Consider the following 20,992-nt stretch of genomic DNA (forward strand, 5'->3'; position numbering starts at 1 on the left):
CTGTAACAGATGCTAATGGATGTTCAGCTCAATCTAGCTATACAGTAATAGCACCTGGTAATTTTGAAATAGATGCCTTAAACACTAAAACTATTAATGTAGCATGTAACGGCGAAAATACAGGAGCTATTGACTTATTTGTTATAGGTGGCATAGCACCGTTTGAATACGATTGGGATAACGATGGCACAGGTGATTTTGATGACGATGAAGACTTAAATAATTTAAGTCAAGGCACCTATACAGTAGTTGTTAAAGATGCTAGTGGATGTACAGTTAATGGAAGTTTTACAATAACAGAACCCGCTAATCTATTAATTGACTTAATAAATACTAAAACAACCAATGTGTCGTGTAATGGTGAACCTAGTGGTACCATTGATTTAGTTGTATCTGGAGGTACTCCTGGCTATAGTTTCTTATGGAGTAATAATGAAACTACTGAAGATATTTCTGGATTAGCAGCAGGAACATACAGTGTTTTAGTAAAAGATGCTAATAATTGTGAAAAATCTGCAAGCTTTACTATAACCGAACCAACTGAAGTAGAAATAGACCTTCTAGCTACAACTATTACTGGTGCTGCTTGTAACGGAGAAGCTTCAGGGTCAATAGACCTTACAGTAGTTGGTGGCACACCTGCATATTCTTATTTATGGAGTAATGGTGCTACTACTGAAGATATCTCTGGGCTAGCCGCCGGTACTTATAGTGTAACAGTAACAGATGCTCTTAATTGTACGATAACTACAAGTTTTGAAATTACTGAACCAAACTCCGTTATAGCAAATGCTGGTATCGATGATGAATTAACGTGCTCAATAACTGAATTAATGTTAAGTGGTTCAGGAACAGGGCAAAATCCATTATCGTATGCTTGGGCTACCGATGATGGTAATATTGTAAGTGGTGCCAATACTGCAACTCCGACAATTAATGAACCTGGTACTTACACATTAACAGTGACAGATGCTAATGGGTGTACAGCAATGGACGCAGTTCTTATTGGTCAGGATACTGTAAAACCTACTGTAGAAGCTCCCGAAGATGTAACAAGATGTGATAGTTATATATTGCCAGAATTAACTAATGGTAATTATTATACCGAATCTGGTGGACAAGGTAATCTTTTAAATGCAGGAGATGAGATTACAACTACACAAACAATTTATGTTTATGTTCAGGTTGGCATAGGTCCAAACTGTGAAGCTGAAGATAGTTTTACAGTAACAATAACTAATACAATAAATTGTTCGATAACTGTAACAGATAATATCTCTTCTTTTGATCTTACTGCTTCATCTGGAGATTCTTATCTATGGTCTACTGGTGAGACAACACAAACTATTACAGTTTCAGACCCTAATACTTATTCAGTTACTATAACAAGTGGTGGCTGCTCTAGCAGTTGTTCATATACAGTAAGTGAAGATTGTGGCACGTCATGGGCTTACAACTCAAATAATTCGACTTGTTTTGATGCTTTAGATCCTAATAAGGTTCCTAAAAATCCACAATGGGGCTTTACCAATCTAATTAATATAGGAACAACTACTTTCGACTTACTAGAAGGAGCTCCAGGTATCTGTACAGATAACCCTAGCGATAGTAATGGTGATGATGTAGGTGATGTAACTGTGACCTATGATGGCACAAACGTAACCATACAAATTGTAACCGAAAGTAATCATTATTTAAGTGAATTACACCTGTATGCTGGTTGTGACCCACTACCTGTTAAACGAAGAGGGAAAAAGGAAACTTATACAACTGCTCCTGGCCAATTCCCAATGAGTATTGCATTGGATAATGTTACAGACACTGGTGTCATTACTTATACATACCCTATTGATAGTGATTGTATAGGTCAGCCAATTTATGTTGCCATACATGCTGTGACTTGTGAATTGTTACAAGAAGGTGAATCAGGGACCTCTGCACCTTATGCTCATATAGCTAGCTCTTCAACCATTACTGATGGTAATTCTAAACCAAGAAGAACGAAAACATCTGTTAGTGCATACCCGCTACCAATTGTGGAAGTATTAAATTTAGGTTTCACTATTGATTATGACACAAATGTTAAGGTGCAAATTTTTGATATGAATGGTAGATTAATTAAAACATTTAAAGATCAAACAATAAAGTCTGGCAGTAATTCTATTAGATACAATGTACCTAATATTGTACAAATATCAGAAACTCCATTCTTGCTTAAAATAGTAACGGATAGAGAGGTTATTGTTAAAAAAGTATTATTTAAATTATAACTACTTAACACAGGTTCAATCTAATATTTATATGACCAATCTTAAAAACCGGCGCTTAAGCGTCGGTTTTTTAATAAATCTGTTAATTGTTTAATGTGAAACAATATTAACAAGTAAATAATTGTTATATTTTTAAACAAAAGATTGGCTATTATGAATATTCCAAAAAGATTAGAACAAGCACTAATTAAATTATATAATGCTTTTCATAATGATGAGTTAAATCCTGAATGTTGTTCGGCTTGTGCTGTGGGGAATATTTTAGATAATCATGATAGCTGGAAACATCTGTCTGATACTCATGGTTCGGTTCAATTAAGTTATGTTGGTAGAATACACCAACAACTAGGCAGAACTTTTAATGGTTATACTCCACTTGAATTATTACAAATAGAAAAAGTATTTTTAGAAGCTTGCGGGTATAAAGTTCCATTATGTCATTACAATCCGAATCCTCCAAAAAATAAAAATAAAGAAGTGTTGTTTAACGGATTATCTGCTGTAGTTGCATTCTTATGCGATTTAGATAATATAGCAAATGTGATGAACTACTCAAAGATCTTTGAGTATGAAAATGAAAATCCGGTCTATAAATTTGAAGTAATCTATCAGTAAATTTATTTAAAATTAAATTTAAATAAATTCGAAAAACTATCAAGTAAACCGAGTTTTAAGTGCGTCTTGTTACAGCTATAACAAACATACCTTTTACTATTTGGCAATAGCATACGCTGGTATTTTTTACGACGTACTCTTTCTAATGTAAAATTACATCTATAGCAATTCATAATGTCTCCCTTTTTCATAACTAACGTTCTGAACGTCAAAATATTTCTCTAAACAGAGTATATATAAATAGCTTTATACAATTTATATGCCAATTTTACGGCCAGAATACTACAATAATTTCTGCTCACATAAAAAATTTGTAACTTTATGACAATTAATGATTTGTAACTTTTTTAATTAAATGTTACATATTTATTAAACAACTCAACCTAACCCCTATGCTCAAATTCTTTAGAAGAATCAGACAATCTCTTGTGTCTGAAAATAAATTTTCTAAATACTTATTGTACGCCATTGGAGAAATACTGCTTGTGGTAATTGGTATTTTGATAGCACTACAGATTAATAATTGGAATGAAAAGCAAAACCAAGAAACGAAGCTCAAGCAATTTTTAGTAGAGTTTAAACAAGGGTTAAAATTGGACATCAAAGAATTTAAACTAGAATTAAAAATAATAGAAGAAGAAATGAAATTAAAGAACAACCTTCTTACAAACAATCGTTTAGATACGATTTCTTTAAATTCTTTAGAAAAATTAGTAGATACAAGATATATACTTACAGCTCACAATCCTTCATTATTGAAACGCTTTGAAAATTCTCAAATTACATCTTATGGAAAATACGATTCTATATTTATATACTTACAAGATTTCTATGGATATCAATGGCCTCAATTTGAAAAAATAAAAGAATGGCATAACGATCAAGTTGATTTTGAAGATCGTTTTTGGCGTTTTGAACAGGATTCTTATGAGTTTGAACTAGAACACTCTCTTAATGCAATTATTAGTAGTGAAGCAAAAAGAAAAGAAGAAATCATAAAGCTATTAAAATCTCCTAGAGTAAGAAATATGTTGAAACAAGATTATGGGCGAAAAGATTATTTCAAAAATCAAATTAAATTTTATATTGAAATGGCAGAACGCCTTCACAAAAAAATTAATGATTTATTAGAATGATTAAATTCTTTAAACATATTAATAGCAAACAAGTATATTTTACAACTTATGTGGTGATACTATTGTTACTATTCAGTTGTAAAGAAAAGCAAACATTACCAGACCCATTAAAAGCAGGTTGGAAAGGCAAAGCCGTTTGCGAAGTGTTAGAAGATAATAAAGAATTAAGAGTGCTGAAGTGTACATTTAAGCCAGGCGTAGGGCATGAAAAACATTATCATAATCCGCACTTTGGGTATACACTTGCTGGTGGAAAATTTAAAATTACAGATACAACAGGTACACGAGAAGTTGACGTACCAACTGGTTATAGCTTTAGTAATAATGAAGTCACTTCTCACGAGGTTTTAAATATTGGAAAAGCTACGGCTGTATTTCTAATTATGGAGTATAAATAAAAACCAATAAATCCCGATCACTATATCTGTTGTCAGTTCGAGTTGAGTTCTGGTAATAATCGGAACGAAGTATCGAGAACTCTTAAGAGTCAAAATTCTTTTTAGCTAGATTTGGAAGCTTTTCTAACTCATTATTAATAAGAGCTTCCTTTTTAACTCTAGACCATTTTTTGACTTGCTTTTCCATATCAATGGCTTCTTCAATATTTGTGAATTCAGCATAAAAAACTAACTCAATTGGTCTTCTATTATAAGTATAACTATTAAAATGTTTTCCTGATTCATGCTCTTGTATTCGTTTTTCTAAGCCGGAAGTAATGCCTGTATAATAGGTTTTGTCTGAGCATTCAAGAATATAAACATAGTAAACTTGCATATCATAAAGTTAACACTTCTCGATACAAAATTCTTATAGAATTTCACTCGAAGTGACAAAAAAGAAAAGCCGAGCAAATTGCTCGGCTTTTTATACTTAAAGTCGCAATGCGACCTATCCTCCAAAGTCATCGAAGCGAATACTTTCGTCTGGTATACCAAAATCTTCACCCATTTTTTGAACAGCTTTGTTCATTAATGGCGGTCCGCAGAAATACAATTCTATATCTTCTGGTGACTCATGATGATTTAAGTAATTATCTATAACACAATTGTGAATAAAGCCTACAAAACCATCACCTTCGCCATCAATACCATCTTTTACTTTCCAGTTATCTTCTTCTAATGGTTCAGATAATGCTAAATAGAATTTAAAATTAGGGAAGTCTTTTTCTAATTTATAGAAATGGTCTAAATAGAATAATTCTCGTTTAGAACGACCACCATACCAATAGGTTACTTTTCTACCAGTCTTTAATGTTCTGAATAAATGATATAAATGCGAACGCATTGGTGCCATACCAGCTCCACCACCTACATATAGCATTTCTGCATCAGATTCATTAATAAAGAATTCGCCGTAAGGGCCAGAAATCGTTACTTTATCTCCTGGTTTTTGTGCAAATATATATGATGATGCTATACCTGGGTTTACATCCATCCATCCATTTTTATTACGATCCCATGGTGGTGTAGCAATACGAACGTTCAACATAATCTCACGCCCTTCTGCAGGATACGAAGCCATAGAATAGGCACGCTCTACTGTCTCAGTATTTTTCATTACCAATGGCCATAGACCAAATTTATCCCACTCTGCTTGAAACTTATCTGGTGTTTCATGCTCTTCAGGATGCGCTGTAATATCAATATCTTTATAATTAATCGTACAGTTTGGGATTTCAATTTGAATATATCCACCTGCTTTATAACCCATATCTTCAGGAATTTCAACAACAAATTCCTTAATAAACGATGCTACGTTATAATTACGAACAACAGTAGCTTCCCACTTTTTAATACCAAATACCTCTTCTGGTATAGTAATATTCATGTCTTGCTTCACCTTTACCTGACAGGACAAACGAGCACCTGCTTTTAATTCTTTACGTGTAAAGTGTGGTGTTTCTGTTGGTAGCGCTTCACCTCCACCTTCTAATACATGGCATTCACACTGTATGCATGTACCTCCGCCACCACAAGCAGATGGTAAAAATATTTTTTGTCCACCTAATGTCGTTAATAGAGAGTCTCCTGATGGAACTTCGATTTCTTTCTCACCATTAATAGTGATTTTTACCGGTCCAGAAGGTGCTAATTTTTGTTTAACAAATAATAATAGACCAACCAATAACAATGTAATTGCCATAAATGCAACTACTGTGGCTAGAATTACTCCTGTTGTACTAACTGCTAAAAACATATTATTGATTTAATGCTGTTGTATTATTTTCAATTTCTTCTTTCAATTTCTCCTTATCTTCATCCTCAACCTTACTCACCTCTTCAATTTTCTCTTTACCATTTCCTTCATCACCAGTTAACATACCACCAAAACTTAAGAAACCAATACCCATTAATCCGGTAATGATAAATGTAATACCTAACCCTCTTAACGGAGCAGGAACTGCCGAATAACGAATCTTTTCACGAATAGCTGCAATTGCAAGGATGGCTAAGAACCAACCAATACCTGAACTAACTCCATAATTTAATGCCAAACCTAATGTAGGAATCTCACGTGCTTGCATAAACAATGAACCTCCTAAAATGGCACAGTTCACCGCAATTAATGGTAAAAAAATACCTAGTGAATTATACAAGGCCGGAGCAAATTTTTCTACAATAATCTCTACCAATTGTACCATGGTTGCAATGGTTGCGATAAACATGATAAACGATAAAAAACTCAAATCGTAATCTGCATATTCCGGGCCCATCGTTTTAGCCAAAGCGCCAGGTTGTAATATGTATTGATCTAACAACCAGTTTAAAGGTACAGTTACTGCTAATACAAAGATTACTGCAGCACCTAAACCTACTGCTGTTGATACTTTTTTAGATACAGCAAGGTAAGAACACATTCCTAAGAATGTAGCGAACACCATATTCTGTATAAAAACCGATTTAAAAAATATTTCTATATGCTCCATATCTTAGTGATCTTCTACTAATGCAGGATTTTTAGTACGCTGCACCCAAATTAATATTCCTACTATAATCAATGCCATAGGTGATAATAACATAAATCCGTTATTCTCATACCCTAAAGCATATAAGCCTGTTTTTGCAATTGGATCACCCAATACTGGGAATCCTAATAAAGTTCCTGACCCTAGTAATTCTCTAAAAAATCCTACAATGATTAATATTACTCCATAACCAGCTGCATTTCCAATTCCATCAAGGAATGATTTCCATGGGCCATTACCTAAAGCAAACGCCTCGAAGCGACCCATAATAATACAATTAGTAATAATTAGGCCAATAAATACTGCCAACTCTTTACTCAAAGCATATGAATATGCTTTTAATACCTGATCAACGATAATTACTAGTGAAGCAACAACAATCAATTGAACGATGATTCTAATTTTAGAAGGAATGATATTCCGCATAAGCGAAATCACCACATTACCAACACCTAGTACAAAAAATACTGCCAAGGTCATTACAATAGACGCCTTTAATTGTGCAGTAATTGCCAACGCTGAACAAATACCTAATACCTGAATTGTAATTGGGTTATTATCTGTTAGTGGATCAGTAATTAATTTTCTGTTTTTCTTAGAAAACAAAGGTTCACTAGGAGCCTTTACTACTTTTTCTTGCTCTGCTACTTCTGCCATTTGTTATTTTTTTAAAGTATTGAAATAAGGTAAGTACATTGCTAAATCTTTTTTGATCATTGCGGTTACACCATCACCTGTAATAGTAGCTCCAGCAATAGCATCAACCTCATTATCTGTTTTATCGTTATTTACAGGATCATTATTTCCTTTTGCTACAGTAATTCCTTTGAATTCACCATTTGAAAATAATGATTCTCCTTGAAAGTCATCTCTAAAATATCCTTCAGTGATATTAGCACCTAAACCTGGTGTCTCACCTTTATGATCGAAATAAGCTCCTTTTACAGTTTCTAGATCTTCATTCAGTGCTACATAAGCCCAAATAGCATCCCAAAGCCCAACACCACGTATTGGTACGATGTAGAATTTCTTACCATCTTTTTCACCTACAAATAAAGGTAGCTTTCTTGTGTAAGTACCATTTTTAGCTTTATCAGCTTCCTTTTTGATATCAATTAAATAAGCTTGATCATCTTCTGTAGCTGTTGTACCTTCTATATAATATTGCTTCGTGATATATTTTCCAAACTCAGCAGAAGCTTTATCAGCTGAGACAAAACTATTAGCGTCAGATTCGTCACCTGAAACTGTAGCCTCATTTACACCCATAGCAAATAAAATATTTTGCTGCTTTTCGGTTTTCATATTCTGAGTAATTGTAGGCTTTAAGTACGATGCTGTAAATGCCAGCAATGAACCTACAACTACTACCATTGCAATTGCAAATAAAACTGTGTATAAATTACCATCTGTTTTCTTAGCCATAACTTATGCTGTTTTTGCTTTTAAACGTTTTAGTCTTCTCTTTACATTTCCTTGAACCACATAATGGTCAATTGTTGGTGCAAATACATTCATTAATAAAATTGCTAACATTACACCTTCTGGATATGCAGGATTAAATACACGGATCATTACTGAAATAAAACCGATTAAGAATCCGTAGATCCATTTACCTCTATTGGTTTGTGATGCCGTTACTGGATCGGTAGCCATATAAACTATACCAAAAGCTAAACCGCCTATTAATAAGTGTTGCCAAAAATCTACTGACATTAACCCGTAGAATTTACTTCCGCTAGTTATCCAACCAGCATCTACAACTTGATTAAATATGAAGCCCATTAGTAAGGCACCTAGTACGGCACTTAGCATAATTCTCCAACTTCCTATTTTTGTAAAGATTAAAAACAGACCTCCTAATAGGATTAATAAGGTTGAGGTTTCACCAACTGAACCTGGTATAAAGCCCATAAAAGATTCCCAAGTATTATAACTTGGTGTAATGTTTTGTGCTAAACTACCGAGCATAGTTTCACCTGAAATTGCATCTGGCTGCCCTACTCTATTTACCGCATCATGTACCCAAACTTTATCACCACTCATCCAAGTTGGATACGCAAAGAATAAGAATGCTCTTATTGTTAAGGCAGGATTCAAAATATTCATCCCAGTTCCACCAAATACTTCTTTACCGATTACTACACCAAAAATAACTGCTACCGCTAACATCCATAATGGAATATCAACAGGAACAATTAATGGTACTAACATACCAGTAACCAAGTATCCTTCTTCTACTTCGTGTCCTTTAATAACGGCAAATACAAATTCAACCGCTAAACCAACACCGTAAGAAACTAGTACTAATGGTAAAATTTTAGTTAAACCAATTAGAAAATTGTTCATGTTCCAGAATTCACCACTAAAGAAACTAGTCGCTCTTTCTATCTCACCAGCCGCCAAATAATGTTGATAACCTGCATTGAACATACCAAAAATAAGACATGGCACTAATGCCATGATTACAATATTCATAGTACGTTTTAGATCATCTGCAGCTTTTATATGAGTACCACCATGTGTAGTCTCATTTGGTAAATACAAAAACGTATGGATTGCATTAAATGCAGGTGCCATTTTAGTGCCTTTGTACTTTTCTTTTAACTTATGTAAGTTTTGTTTTAATCCCATAACGTGTTAACCTATTTCTTCTAGCATTAAATCTAAACCTTCTCTAATTATATGTTGATGTGGTTGTTTAGACACACAAATAAATTCTGTTAATGCAAAATCTTCTGGTGCAACCTCGTACATACCCAATGCTTCCATCTCGTCTAAATCTTTATACAAACATGCTTTTAAGATTTGCATCGGATAGATGTCTAGCGGAAATACTTCTTCGTAAGAACCAGTAAGTACAAAAGCTCTGTGCTCACCATTTGTATTGGTGTTTAGATCATACTTTTTCTTAGGATTTAACCACGAAAAAGTCAACGCTCTAGAGTTAGAAATCTTATTGAAAATTGGTTTGTTCCAACCAAAGAACTCATAATCATCACCTTCTGGTATTGCCGTAATCTGATTATCATAGTATCCTAAGAATCCTTCTTTAGTTACTTGAGTACCAGATAATACGTTACCGCTAATTATACGTTCGTTTTGTTCGTCTAAATTATTAGTAACTAAATCTTCAATTTTAGCACCAACAACTGCTTCTACATATTGCGGTCTTATAATTTTAGATCCTGTTAAAGCAACTAAACGCTTTGCATTGAATTTACCAGTTAATAATAATTCACCAATTATTATTAAATCTTGCGGATTTACAACCCAAACAGTTTCTCCTTTATTAATTGGATCAATCTTTGCAATTTGAGTACTAACGTTTCCGCTTGGATGTGGACCTGAAACCTTATGCAAACTAATACCCGAAAGATCTGTTAATGGATTGCTAGCATTCTTACCAACACTCACATGTACTTTACCTTCGGTTAGTTTTACCAAAGCAGCAACTGCAGCTTTTAGCTCAGCGTCTTTACCAGCTAATACATAATCTAGATCTGCTGCTAATGGAGCACTAGCATAACCAGAAATAAAGATTGCTTTTGGAGCTTTATCAGGGTTAGCAACCACGTCATATGGACGTTGCTTGATAAATGGCCAGCAGCCAGCAGCAAGTAAATGAGCTTTCACTTCATCACCACTCATATTGGCTGTATCTTTCTTACCAAAATCTTGAAATTGCTGTGTTTTATCTGCTAAAATTTTAATCTCTAAAACTTTTCGTTTAGCGCCACGAACTATCTCTACAACTTCACCGCTAACCGGTGATGAAAATAATAGTTGATCGTTAGCTTTAGAATGAAACAAAGCTTCGCCAGCTTTTACTTCATTACCAACTTTTACTAAGAGTTTTGGAGTTATTTTATGAAAATCGTCTGGCTTTACAGCATACACACTACTTAAAGGAAGTTCGGTAGTTGTCTTTTCAGCCTCGCCAACAAGCTTAATATCTAAGCCCTTTTTAATACGAATGTCTGTTGACATATTTATAAATTGAAATTTATTGTCTTTAAAAGAGGTGCAAATTTAAAAATTTTGTCTGTGTTTTTTAAGCATTTAGCTGGTTTAAAACATTATTTATATTTATTCTAAATAAGCTAGCTCTAAATACTAATTCCGTTTCGTTATTTTTGTTTTCTAAAATCGGTATGGCTTTTGATTTAAAGCTTTAAAATTAATAAATGCAACATAAAAGAATAGTATCGTTCTTCTTAATATTAATTTCTTTAACAGGAAGTTTTTTGTGGGCACAATCTAATGTTATTGTAAATCCTCCAGAAAATATTAAATCAATCATACTTCGTTCTACACTAACAAATGATTATTCGCCAATTATCAAATTAGGAAACTCACTTGTTTTAGAATTTGATGATCTTTTGGCCGATCAACAACAATATTCTTATAAAATAGAGCATTACGATTACAATTGGGAAAAATCAAATCTAAACTCAACAGAATATCTTGACGGATTTACATCTGATTGGATCAGAAATTTCGATAACTCTTTTAATACGATACAAGGATATACCCATTATCAATTGAGGATACCGAACGACAATATTCGTTTAAAAATAAGTGGTAATTATCTAATAACTGTTTTAGATGAAGAAGATGAAGTTGTCTTTACCCGACCATTTATTGTGTATGAACCAAAAGTAAATGTTGGTGTAAGTGTACATAGAAGTAGAGATATTGCTACAATTAATAGTAAGCAGAATATTCAGTTTTCTATCAATCATCCTGATTTACTAATCAACAATCCTAGCCTAGAACTCAAAGTGGTTGTTTATCAGAATAATGATTGGAATTCAGCCATTAAAGACATAAAACCTCAGTTTGTTAGAGGTAATCAACTATTATACAAATATGGAGCAAATGTCAATTTTTGGGCAGGTAATGAATTTTTATTTTTTGATACCAAACAAATTCGAGGCGCCACAAATAATATAGCGCGTAGCGAATTAAAAGATCAATTCAACACCTATCTCTATACTGATGAAGAACGTTTAAATATGCCATATACTCTATACCCAGATATTAATGGAAACTTTGTCTTAAGAACTGTAGACACTGATGATATTAATCTTGAAGGCGATTATTCGTGGGTTCATTTTTCATTAGAATCATTTGAAAACATTGAAAATAGTTCTATTTATATTTATGGTGACTTTAATGACTGGCAGTTAACAGAAGAAAACAAAATGAGCTACGATGGGCAAACAAAATTGTATCATGGTAAGTTATTGTTAAAACAAGGTTTTTACAATTATCAATATGTAACTGCAACCGAAAAAAAAGAGGTTAATAATCACGCTATAGAGGGGTCATTTTATCAAACCGAAAACAATTATTCTGTTCTAGTCTATTACAAACCTTTAGGAAGTCGCTACCAACAAGTAATAGGCTTAGGGTCGGCAAATTCAGAAAACTTACGCAACTAAATTTTAAAAATTACATCTAATAGCTAATTGTAAGCAAATTATAATTTGTTTCATACCTTTGTATTTCAGTATTTAACTATGGTTCAACAAGTAACAAACGGAATTAAAATATCTGTAGAGACAAATTTTGAGGGTACTACCTATCAAAATTACAGAATGTATTTTACATTTAGTTATAGTGTTACTATCGAAAACCAGAGTAACGATTCTGTACAATTAATAAGCCGTCACTGGGACATATTCGATTCTCTTAAAGTGAGAGAAGTTGTAGAGGGTGAGGGTGTTATAGGTAAAAAACCTATTTTAAAACCAAAAACAAGCCATACATACAACTCTTACTGTAATTTGGTTTCTCCTTTAGGCTCTATGAGAGGTTATTATAACATGATCAACTTTACAACTACAAAAAATTTTAAAGTAAACATTCCTTCATTTCAATTAAACGTACCAGCCGTTTTAAATTAATTCATTTTTAATAGCTTCTAAATTCTAAAAATAGCACTATTTTTAGGCGATGTTATCATTGTTTAAAAAGAAAAAAAAAGAAAAATTACCTGCACGCCAAAGAGGTAACTCTTGTCTAAATTGTGAAGTTACTCTTAACGGAGAAGAAAACTATTGCCCTGAGTGCGGTCAACGAAACAATGTAAATCAGCTTAGTTTCAAACTTGTTTTTGATGAATTTTTTGGCAATATTTTTACTTACGATTCTAAAGTATGGAATACTTCTGTGCCATTACTTTTAAAGCCCGGTAAAGTGTCTTATGATTATATTACTGGCAAAAGAAAAAACCTCGTAAACCCATTTAGAACTTACTTTACAATATCATTACTGTTCTTTTTAGTATATGGCTTATTAGGTAAAATAAGTGAGTTAAAAGGGGATTCTGAAAAATTTAAACCTAACATTATAACTTTTAATGATAACCAAAAAGATTCGTTGAACATCCAAAATAAAGATTCAATTACTAAAGCTGCTTTAAAAAAAGCTCAAGAAAATATACCTATAGATTTAGACTCTACATTACAAGCTAATAGTATAGATATAGATAGTTTAAGTAAGTATAATACAAATATCGATTCTTTAAAAAATCAAGCTAAGAATCAAAGCCCTTTTATTAAAAAAGTAACTGCTTTCTATGATTTTTATGGTGAAAACAAAGATCACACAAGAACTCAAGCATTAGATAGTTTGGGTTATAAAAATAGCTTTTGGAACCGGTTTCACTACGATAAAGCTCAGAAAACTCACGATATGTTTAATGGTAATCTAGATGAATTTAATCAAACTGTTTTTTCAAAACTTTCGATTGCTATTTTTCTGTTTTTACCAGTCTTTGCTTTATTTTTAAAGTTTATCTATATGCGAAGAAAGTATACATATATGGAGCATTTAGTCTTTGTGTTTTATACGCAATCTGTATTCTTTCTTTTAATGTTACTTTTTGCTCTATTAAGCTTTTTTGTAAAAAATAATGATATGACTTTTATTTTTATTTTTATGACATTATTTTCTATATATCTGCTATTAGCTATGAAATTTTTCTATAAACAAGGTTGGATAAAAACCATTATAAAATATTTTATAGCAAATATTTCTTTTTTAATGGTTTCCACTTTCGGATTAGCAATATTGATTATGCTATCTTTTATCTTTTACTAAATAGTTAGTTCTGAAGTTTTTTTGGTTAATATATCTTCATAATTAACCTTTATTTTATTTTCAGTTTTTTGAATGCACGTAATACTCACTGTTCCACCTAGCTTTCTATCCATTAGTACATCAATTCTTGGGTCGCCAATACCGGCATTATGATGAAATTCTAAAATTGATTCTTTAACAAACTTATTATCCTTTTGCCATTCGGTAAACCAATTCTTCCTTAGCTGTTTAATACCATTATCATATAATGTAGACGAAGACCATATGGCAGGTTTTTGAGGCAGTGTTTTTACATGCTTTTTTTCGCCATCCCAAACAAACTCAATCAATTCTAAAGTATTGTTCCAATCTACAATTGTTAAGGTAAATTGTTCAACGCCTTCTAAATTTGCATCCTCTAGACCTCTACGGATATTATCTACCTTCAATAACTCTTTTACAATGAGGCCCCTACTCCTTTTATAATAACTCAAAGATGTATGATACTCAAACCCGCCATTTAATAAACAGATTAATCTATTCTTAGAGCTTACTCCTATCCAAGTACCGCCAGCTTTACCGTCTTTAGGATACCATAAATCAACTCCATCTTCAGTATATTTTTTAGGATGTTTAGCTCTTTCACGAGCATACGGAACATCCCTGCTAGATGTTAAAATAAAATCAGAATTTCCTAGAGGAAGATAACTTACAGTACACATTATTTATCGCTTCAATTTTCTTAACTTTGCGCTTCAAATTTAGTCGATTAACACTTAAAAACATACAATAATGGGTAAAGGATTTTTTCAAGTACCAGTAGCAGTAAATGAGCCTGTAAAAGGTTATACTCCTGGTTCACCCGAAAGAGATGCTGTTTTAAAGCAATACAAAGCATATTTTAACGGATCTGTAGATGTACCGATGTATATAAATGGAGAGGAAATTAGAACAGGAAACACTCGTAATATGACACCTCCACATGATCATCAACAAGTGGTTGGTCAATATCATTTAGCAGAAAAAAAGCATGCTGAGCAAGCTATTTCAACAGCTTTAGAGGCTAGAAAAGAATGGTCGCAAATGCCATGGGAACAACGCGCTGCTATCTTTTTACGCGCTGCCGATTTATTAGCTGGCCCATACCGAGCAAAAATCAATGCGGCAACAATGATTGCACAGTCTAAAACAGTGCATCAAGCTGAAATAGATGCAGTCGCTGAGTTTATCGATTTTCTACGTTTTAATGTAGAATTTATGACTCAGATCTATGCTGAACAACCAGATTCAGCAGAAGGTATTTGGAATCGTGTTGAGTATAGACCATTAGAAGGTTTTGTGTATGCTATTACGCCATTTAACTTTACTGCTATTGCTGGTAATTTACCTGCTTCAGCAGCTATGATGGGTAATGTAGTAGTTTGGAAACCATCAGACAGTCAGATCTTTTCCGCAAAAGTAATTGTAGATGTATTTAAAGAAGCTGGTGTACCAGATGGTGTTATCAATGTTATTTATGGTGACCCAGTGATGATTACAGAAACAATGTTGGCTTCTCCAGACTTTTCAGGACTACATTTTACAGGATCTACATTTGTCTTTAAAGAGATTTGGAAACAAATTGGTGAAAACATTCACAACTATAAAACCTATCCAAGAATTGTTGGTGAAACTGGCGGTAAAGATTTTATCATTGCGCACCCTTCTGCCAACCCAAAACAAGTAGCAACGGGTATTTCTAGAGGTGCTTTTGAATTTCAAGGGCAAAAATGTTCTGCAGCTTCAAGGGTATATTTACCAGAGTCTATTGCAGACGAAGTATTGGCTTTTGTAAGAGAAGATGTAAAGTCGTTCAAAATGGGATCTCCTGAAGATTTGAGCAATTTTATTACTGCTGTTATTCATGAAGGCTCATTTGATAAACTAGCAAAATATATAGACGGTGCAAAGGCAGATGATGATGCCGATATTATTGCTGGTGGTAGTTACGATAAATCTAAAGGATATTTTATAGAACCAACGGTTATTTTAGCTAAAGACCCTAAATATACTACGATGTGTACCGAGTTATTTGGGCCAGTAGTTACAGTATATGTGTATAAAGATAAAGACTGGGCAAAAACACTTGAGTTAGTTGATGGTACATCGGAATATGCTTTAACAGGAGCTGTATTCTCTACCGATAGATATGCAGTTGTAGAAGCTACTAAAGCATTAGAAAATTGTGCTGGTAATTTCTATATAAACGATAAGCCAACTGGAGCAGTTGTTGGCCAACAACCATTTGGTGGAGCCAGAGCATCTGGTACTAATGACAAAGCTGGTTCTGCACAAAACTTATTACGTTGGGTATCACCTAGATTGATTAAAGAAACATTTGTTTCACCAGAAGATTATAGATATCCTTTCTTAGGATAATTCATACCAGAAAATGTCACCCTGAGCGCAGTCGAAGGGTCTTAAAAATCGTATCAAATTGATGCGGTTTTTTTGTACTTGACTTTCTCGTTTAAAAACGCGAACTTCGTTTACTTGTGCTGAACTTGTTTCAGTGACAGTCGCTAAATGGAATTAAAACTCCTCTTAGCTTAAAGTTGGCAACAAGCTAAAAATGACCTGGAAAAACTTCAAACTTTTCGGAAAATCCAAAGGACAGCGTCTAAACTCTGAATCTGAAAAATCGGAATTTGAGAAAATCAAGGTTTTTAAAAGCTTACCAAAAGAACAATGGAAACCTGCTTACAACGAGCTGAATAAAATAATCGGTACAAACCTAAAAGAATATGGATTTAAAAAGAAAGGACGAAAGCACTATCGACTGACAAATGACCTGCTCGAAGTTATTGACGTTGATAATCGTGGAAGTTGGTCTGGAGCGAAAGATGATATGGAAATCCGAATTGGGTTAGTTCCTTACTGCTGGAAAGGACTTACCAACGAATATTATTTAGTTGGTTCAAAGCCACTTGAGGAAATTGACAAAACAATCAGGAATCATTTTAGAATTTCAAAAGAATATTTGATTTTGGCAGACTATTTATCGGTACGAATCATAAAAAACGCTCTTCCTTTTTTAGAGAAATATAATTCGACTAAAAAAATAACAAGTCAACCGTATATTTTTCCTTATCACACAAAATGTGGTGGAAATGACATTAGAAACTCTCATTTTTTAATTCTATTCTCGGAATTGAAGCAACACAAAATTGATAAAGCTATCGAGATATTAGATAATGAAATTGAATTTGGTTCAGACAGCCTGAATCAAGTGACTTGGAAAGAATTAAAAACATTGACTGAAAACAAAGATTGGGAAACGATTGACAGGATATTTGCTGAAAACGAAAAAGCTGAATTAGATAAATTAAAAATAAAGCCAGTTGCCAACAATGTATAACCGCAATTACGGCGGATTCGACTACGTCCGAATCCACTCGGAATTGCGAGCGTCAGTGCTTAATCGAAAAGTAAAACATATAAACCCCCATAACTGACGGTTATACGAGACCGTTAAACGAACCCATGACCCGTCCTGACTAAAGTTGAAATGTATTTCTTGATACAATTTACACTTCACATTTATATAATTTATTATCATCTTCTCAACTACTTTTTAAAATCGAAAATAATATATTGATTTAATTACAATAATTATTTGTAATTTTCATATTCTGACTTTTAAAACTATTTAATTGAAAAAAATATTAACCATTCTAGGTAAAACTATTCTAGCATTTATCATCTTTATTTTAGTATATATATCTATTGCTTTTATTTTATCAAAAATAACTGTGGATGAAGAAAAAAATGCTAAAGATGAAGTAGAAATACATATTATTACAAATGGTGTCCATACTGATATAGTTGTACCTGCAAAAAATCCTCAAATTGATTGGACTAAAGAGATAAAATATTCTAATACATCTTCAAAAAATTCAGACAATAAGTATTTAGCAATGGGTTGGGGAGATAAAGGCTTTTATTTAGAAACACCAACTTGGGCAGAGTTAAAACCTTCGGTTGCTATTAAAGCGGCTACAGGTTTTAATACAACAGCCATACATGCAACATATTATAATAAAATGGTTGTAAGTGATTCTTGCAGACAAATTTTAATTAGTAAAGAACAGTATGGCAGGTTAATCAATTTTATTTCTGATAGCTTTCAAAAAGATAGTGAAGGTCATTTTATAAATGTTAAAACCGATGCTCATTACGGTGAAAATGATGCTTTTTATGAAGCAAAAGGGCATTATAGTATCTTTAGAACGTGTAATTCTTGGGCAAATGAAGGTTTAAAAACGAGTGGTCAAAAAGCAGCACTTTGGACAGCATTTGATGGAGGAATATTTTCAAAATATGCAACTACAGAATAACACATATATTCTATAATACCTTGTAATCTGAAATCATCATTTTAATAAACTATTTCAATAGTTTTACAGGGTGCTTTAAAAATAAATGTACTGTCTTTTTTCACAAAACACTTTACAAAAGGTTCTTTTTCAAACCAATCTTTTTTTATGATACCCTTTTTTTGATCTTTCTTTTCTTCATGTTGTTTAAATTTAGGGATATAACCGTTTGCTAGACGTTTTATAACCGATTCATGAATTTTAAGTTTTCCGTTATTGTAATCTTTATTTTGTTCTAAAAAGTAGGATAAACGCCTGTTTCGTCTTAAAAAAGCAATTCCATAATCTTTTTGTGCATCATGAATTTTCGCGTAAATATTTTCGTCAGTGATAAGTATGTTGTCGGTAAATAAATTGAATTTTTTAAGCGATTTTAGCATCCATTTTAAAGGAATGTAGGAGAGTTTATCTTCATGAACACCATTCACTTTATAACCTCCACCAACATCAGAATGTGCTCCAGAAAAATAAACTTCGGTCACAAAATCATTTATATCTTTTTGTTGTGTACAATTGGTTTCAATACAAGGGCAAGTTGCTAAAACTGGTGTAAATATACGTGCTCTATTATCATCTATTGATACAGCATGAAACACATTATTTACATTACAGAATTGCTCTAAATGGTTATCATTTGGGCAACAAGGATTATATGTTTTATCTGGAGCACCTAACGATTCTACAGTATCAAATAATCCCATAACTTCAATATTAACATTAGATTTTCGTCTTATAACAACATCGTGCTTAGATTGCCATTTATTAATTACCTCATCAACATCTTGTTTGCGCTCTTCAATAGTCTTTTTACTTAAATATGCTTTATACATCTTTCTAATTAGTCTACGTTGCAATTTTTCGTTCGGAATATTTTCAAAATTCAAAACTCCAGCAACATGAACTAAATTAGCAACTACTTTACAAGAATATGCCCCACGACTGAAACCAAACATACTTATGCGATCATTATTATTTTTCTTATAGTTTTCACAAATAAAGCGGTAGGCATTCTGCACATCAACTGACATACCAACGCCAAGTAATTGACCTGCAGTCTTACTATCTGGACCAGCGCCAACACCAACAGTATAAAATGTGGCTATATCATCTCGCTGTTGAAGCGCATTTTTCAATTTATTTATATTGCTATTATCTTCTGGAGTATAAGAAGTACCATCAATAAAAATAACTAGGTCTTTTGGTAAACTATTTTTTGCAAAAGAATTTGATCTTTCTATAGTTGGAGGGATTGCTTTGCAATTAACTAATACTACTATCGCAAACAAGCATACATAAACTGGTTTCATATTTACTGCTATTTAATAAACTACTATATCTGAATGGTATAGTTTTACAATTATTTCTGTATTGGTTTAAAAATATTTAATCTGTAATCGAAATACAAGTTTAAAAATTATAATTTTTTATCAAGGCTTTTCACAGCACTATTTTTGACAATTATAGTTTTATTAACTATAGTTCCAACGCAACTAACGATACTCGAACAGGTTAAAAGAACTCAAATTTATGTTATAAAAATCTCTCATTTTTTTAAAACGAATTAAGTCCGTCCAAATATGTAAATTGAATCCGTCATAAGCGTATAACTTAAAACAAAGAATATGACACATTCAATTAAGCATTTATTTCATATAGACGCTAAAAAAGAAGACGTTTTTAAAGCTATCTCTACCATAGAAGGTTTATCGAATTGGTGGACGGTAGAAACATCTGGTGTTATTGACCTAGACGGTATTATTAAATTTCGATTCGCAACTAGTGGCGGGCCAGATATGCAAGTAAAAGAAATAAAACCCAATGAAAAGGTGGTTTGGCAATGTATTGAAAGCCAGCATGGCTGGAAAGATCACATATTTACTTTTTTACTAGATGATAACGATGATAAAACCCGTATTCGATTTTCGCATGAAGGCTGGCAAGAAGCTGATGACTTTTACGCTATTTGTTCCTTTAGTTGGGGTAGATATTTAGAAAGTCTACGTCAATTATGCCAAACTGGTAAAGGAAATCCTTTTAGATCAGAAAATTAATTTTTAATTGTTTGTCCAAATAATTTAATCAATTACGTCATAAGATCAGAAAACTATAAAACTTAACAAATTATGAAAAACTACATGTTTATTATTAGAGGTGGCGATGATATTGCCGAATCAAAATCTCCAGAAGAAATGCAAGAACACATGCAAGATTGGCAAAAGTGGATGGGTGGTCTTGCCGAAAAAGGAAAATTAATTGGCGGTGAGCCTTTACAACCAGAAGCCAAATCGTGGATTAATGGCGGCACTAAAGTTATTGATAGAGCATTAGCAGAAGGCAAAGAACTTGTCGGTGGCTATATTATGGTAAAAGCAGATTCTTTAGATGAAGCCAGTGACCTAGCCAAAGGTTGCCCTGGTTTTGAGCACAATTGTACCATTGAAGTACGCGAAATAATGCCCATGTAATCTTTAAATATTGGTTACATTTAGAGTAGTAAACTCT

General features: G+C 32.9%; 21 protein-coding genes. 12 read left to right on the forward strand and 9 right to left on the reverse strand.

Annotation, left to right across the window (positions count from 1 at the left end):
- The 4 genes from AC3IF2_RS09980 to AC3IF2_RS09995 all read left to right on the forward strand — a co-directional run.
- Nucleotides 1-2,270 (forward strand): T9SS type A sorting domain-containing protein (locus AC3IF2_RS09980; protein WP_489166940.1); only part of this gene is annotated, 2,270 nt, incomplete at its 5' end.
- Nucleotides 2,271-2,423: 153 nt separating this feature from the next.
- On the forward strand, nt 2,424-2,885 hold the full coding sequence (locus AC3IF2_RS09985) for a Na(+)-translocating NADH-quinone reductase subunit F (protein ID WP_489166942.1): 462 nt from the start codon (nt 2,424-2,426) through the stop codon (nt 2,883-2,885).
- A 428-nt stretch (nt 2,886-3,313) separates the two neighbouring features.
- Nucleotides 3,314-4,021, forward strand: a complete 708-nt coding sequence (locus AC3IF2_RS09990; protein ID WP_489166943.1) for a DUF6090 family protein — start codon at nt 3,314-3,316, stop codon at nt 4,019-4,021.
- Entirely contained in the window at nt 4,018-4,419 is a 402-nt protein-coding gene (locus tag AC3IF2_RS09995; RefSeq protein ID WP_489166945.1) for a cupin domain-containing protein, read from the forward strand. Before AC3IF2_RS09990 ends, AC3IF2_RS09995 begins: the two co-directional genes overlap by 4 nt.
- Before the next feature lie 82 nt (nt 4,420-4,501).
- On the opposite strand, the gene AC3IF2_RS10000 is transcribed toward AC3IF2_RS09995, so the two are convergent.
- From AC3IF2_RS10000 to AC3IF2_RS10030, 7 genes are all read right to left on the reverse strand, one after another.
- Nucleotides 4,502-4,795, reverse strand: coding sequence for a GIY-YIG nuclease family protein (locus AC3IF2_RS10000; RefSeq protein WP_489166946.1), 294 nt, complete (start codon nt 4,793-4,795; stop codon nt 4,502-4,504).
- A 114-nt stretch (nt 4,796-4,909) separates the two neighbouring features.
- Nucleotides 4,910-6,217 (reverse strand): NADH:ubiquinone reductase (Na(+)-transporting) subunit F, encoded by a 1,308-nt coding sequence (gene nqrF / locus AC3IF2_RS10005; RefSeq protein WP_489166948.1) that lies wholly within the window; start codon nt 6,215-6,217, stop codon nt 4,910-4,912.
- 1 nt (nt 6,218) lies between these two features.
- Nucleotides 6,219-6,947: an NADH:ubiquinone reductase (Na(+)-transporting) subunit E gene (nqrE, locus tag AC3IF2_RS10010; RefSeq protein WP_489166950.1), complete on the reverse strand. Its 729-nt coding sequence runs from the start codon at nt 6,945-6,947 to the stop codon at nt 6,219-6,221.
- A 3-nt stretch (nt 6,948-6,950) separates the two neighbouring features.
- A complete protein-coding gene (locus AC3IF2_RS10015; RefSeq protein WP_489166952.1) occupies nt 6,951-7,643 on the reverse strand; it encodes an NADH:ubiquinone reductase (Na(+)-transporting) subunit D in 693 nt (230 codons plus the stop codon).
- A gap of 3 nt (nt 7,644-7,646) precedes the next feature.
- Nucleotides 7,647-8,411, reverse strand: a complete 765-nt coding sequence (locus AC3IF2_RS10020; RefSeq protein WP_489166953.1) for a Na(+)-translocating NADH-quinone reductase subunit C — start codon at nt 8,409-8,411, stop codon at nt 7,647-7,649.
- Between the two features lie 3 nt (nt 8,412-8,414).
- Nucleotides 8,415-9,620, reverse strand: coding sequence for an NADH:ubiquinone reductase (Na(+)-transporting) subunit B (locus AC3IF2_RS10025; protein ID WP_489166954.1), 1,206 nt, complete (start codon nt 9,618-9,620; stop codon nt 8,415-8,417).
- Between the two features lie 6 nt (nt 9,621-9,626).
- A complete protein-coding gene (locus AC3IF2_RS10030; protein WP_489166956.1) occupies nt 9,627-10,976 on the reverse strand; it encodes a Na(+)-translocating NADH-quinone reductase subunit A in 1,350 nt (449 codons plus the stop codon).
- A gap of 197 nt (nt 10,977-11,173) precedes the next feature.
- On the opposite strand from AC3IF2_RS10030, the gene AC3IF2_RS10035 reads away from it, so the two are divergent.
- From AC3IF2_RS10035 to AC3IF2_RS10045, 3 genes are all read left to right on the forward strand, one after another.
- The gene (locus tag AC3IF2_RS10035; protein ID WP_489166958.1) at nt 11,174-12,433 is read left to right on the forward strand and encodes a type IX secretion system plug protein; all 1,260 of its coding nucleotides are present in this window, start codon (nt 11,174-11,176) and stop codon (nt 12,431-12,433) included.
- A 78-nt stretch (nt 12,434-12,511) separates the two neighbouring features.
- Nucleotides 12,512-12,898, forward strand: a complete 387-nt coding sequence (gene apaG / locus AC3IF2_RS10040) for a Co2+/Mg2+ efflux protein ApaG (RefSeq protein ID WP_489166960.1) — start codon at nt 12,512-12,514, stop codon at nt 12,896-12,898.
- Nucleotides 12,899-12,947: 49 nt separating this feature from the next.
- Nucleotides 12,948-14,096 carry a DUF3667 domain-containing protein gene (locus AC3IF2_RS10045; protein WP_489166962.1) on the forward strand — a complete coding sequence of 383 codons (1,149 nt, stop codon included), beginning with the start codon at nt 12,948-12,950 and terminating at the stop codon, nt 14,094-14,096.
- Here the strand turns inward: AC3IF2_RS10045 and AC3IF2_RS10050 are convergent.
- Nucleotides 14,093-14,797 carry an NRDE family protein gene (locus tag AC3IF2_RS10050; RefSeq protein ID WP_489166964.1) on the reverse strand — a complete coding sequence of 235 codons (705 nt, stop codon included), beginning with the start codon at nt 14,795-14,797 and terminating at the stop codon, nt 14,093-14,095. The genes AC3IF2_RS10045 and AC3IF2_RS10050 overlap by 4 nt on opposite strands.
- 70 nt (nt 14,798-14,867) lie before the next feature.
- Here AC3IF2_RS10050 and pruA point away from each other — a divergent pair, with 70 nt between their 5' ends.
- The 3 genes from pruA (at nt 14,868) to AC3IF2_RS10065 (ending at nt 18,451) form a co-directional block, all read left to right on the forward strand.
- A complete protein-coding gene (gene pruA, locus AC3IF2_RS10055; RefSeq protein ID WP_489166966.1) occupies nt 14,868-16,493 on the forward strand; it encodes an L-glutamate gamma-semialdehyde dehydrogenase in 1,626 nt (541 codons plus the stop codon).
- 193 nt (nt 16,494-16,686) lie between these two features.
- Nucleotides 16,687-17,472 (forward strand): hypothetical protein, encoded by a 786-nt coding sequence (locus AC3IF2_RS10060; protein ID WP_489166968.1) that lies wholly within the window; start codon nt 16,687-16,689, stop codon nt 17,470-17,472.
- A 295-nt stretch (nt 17,473-17,767) separates the two neighbouring features.
- Nucleotides 17,768-18,451 carry a TIGR02117 family protein gene (locus AC3IF2_RS10065; protein ID WP_489166970.1) on the forward strand — a complete coding sequence of 228 codons (684 nt, stop codon included), beginning with the start codon at nt 17,768-17,770 and terminating at the stop codon, nt 18,449-18,451.
- A 41-nt stretch (nt 18,452-18,492) separates the two neighbouring features.
- Here AC3IF2_RS10065 and AC3IF2_RS10070 read toward each other — a convergent pair whose 3' ends face one another.
- Complete coding sequence (locus tag AC3IF2_RS10070) at nt 18,493-19,797, reverse strand: phospholipase effector Tle1 domain-containing protein (protein WP_489166971.1); 1,305 nt, start codon at nt 19,795-19,797, stop codon at nt 18,493-18,495.
- Nucleotides 19,798-20,112: 315 nt separating this feature from the next.
- Between AC3IF2_RS10070 and AC3IF2_RS10075 the strand changes: the two genes are divergently transcribed.
- Both AC3IF2_RS10075 and AC3IF2_RS10080 read left to right on the forward strand, forming a co-directional pair.
- Entirely contained in the window at nt 20,113-20,541 is a 429-nt protein-coding gene (locus AC3IF2_RS10075) for an SRPBCC family protein (RefSeq protein WP_489166973.1), read from the forward strand.
- Nucleotides 20,542-20,613: 72 nt separating this feature from the next.
- Nucleotides 20,614-20,955 carry a YciI family protein gene (locus AC3IF2_RS10080; RefSeq protein ID WP_489166975.1) on the forward strand — a complete coding sequence of 114 codons (342 nt, stop codon included), beginning with the start codon at nt 20,614-20,616 and terminating at the stop codon, nt 20,953-20,955.
- Nucleotides 20,956-20,992 lie beyond the last annotated feature (37 nt).

Source organism: Maritimimonas rapanae (assembly GCF_057837205.1).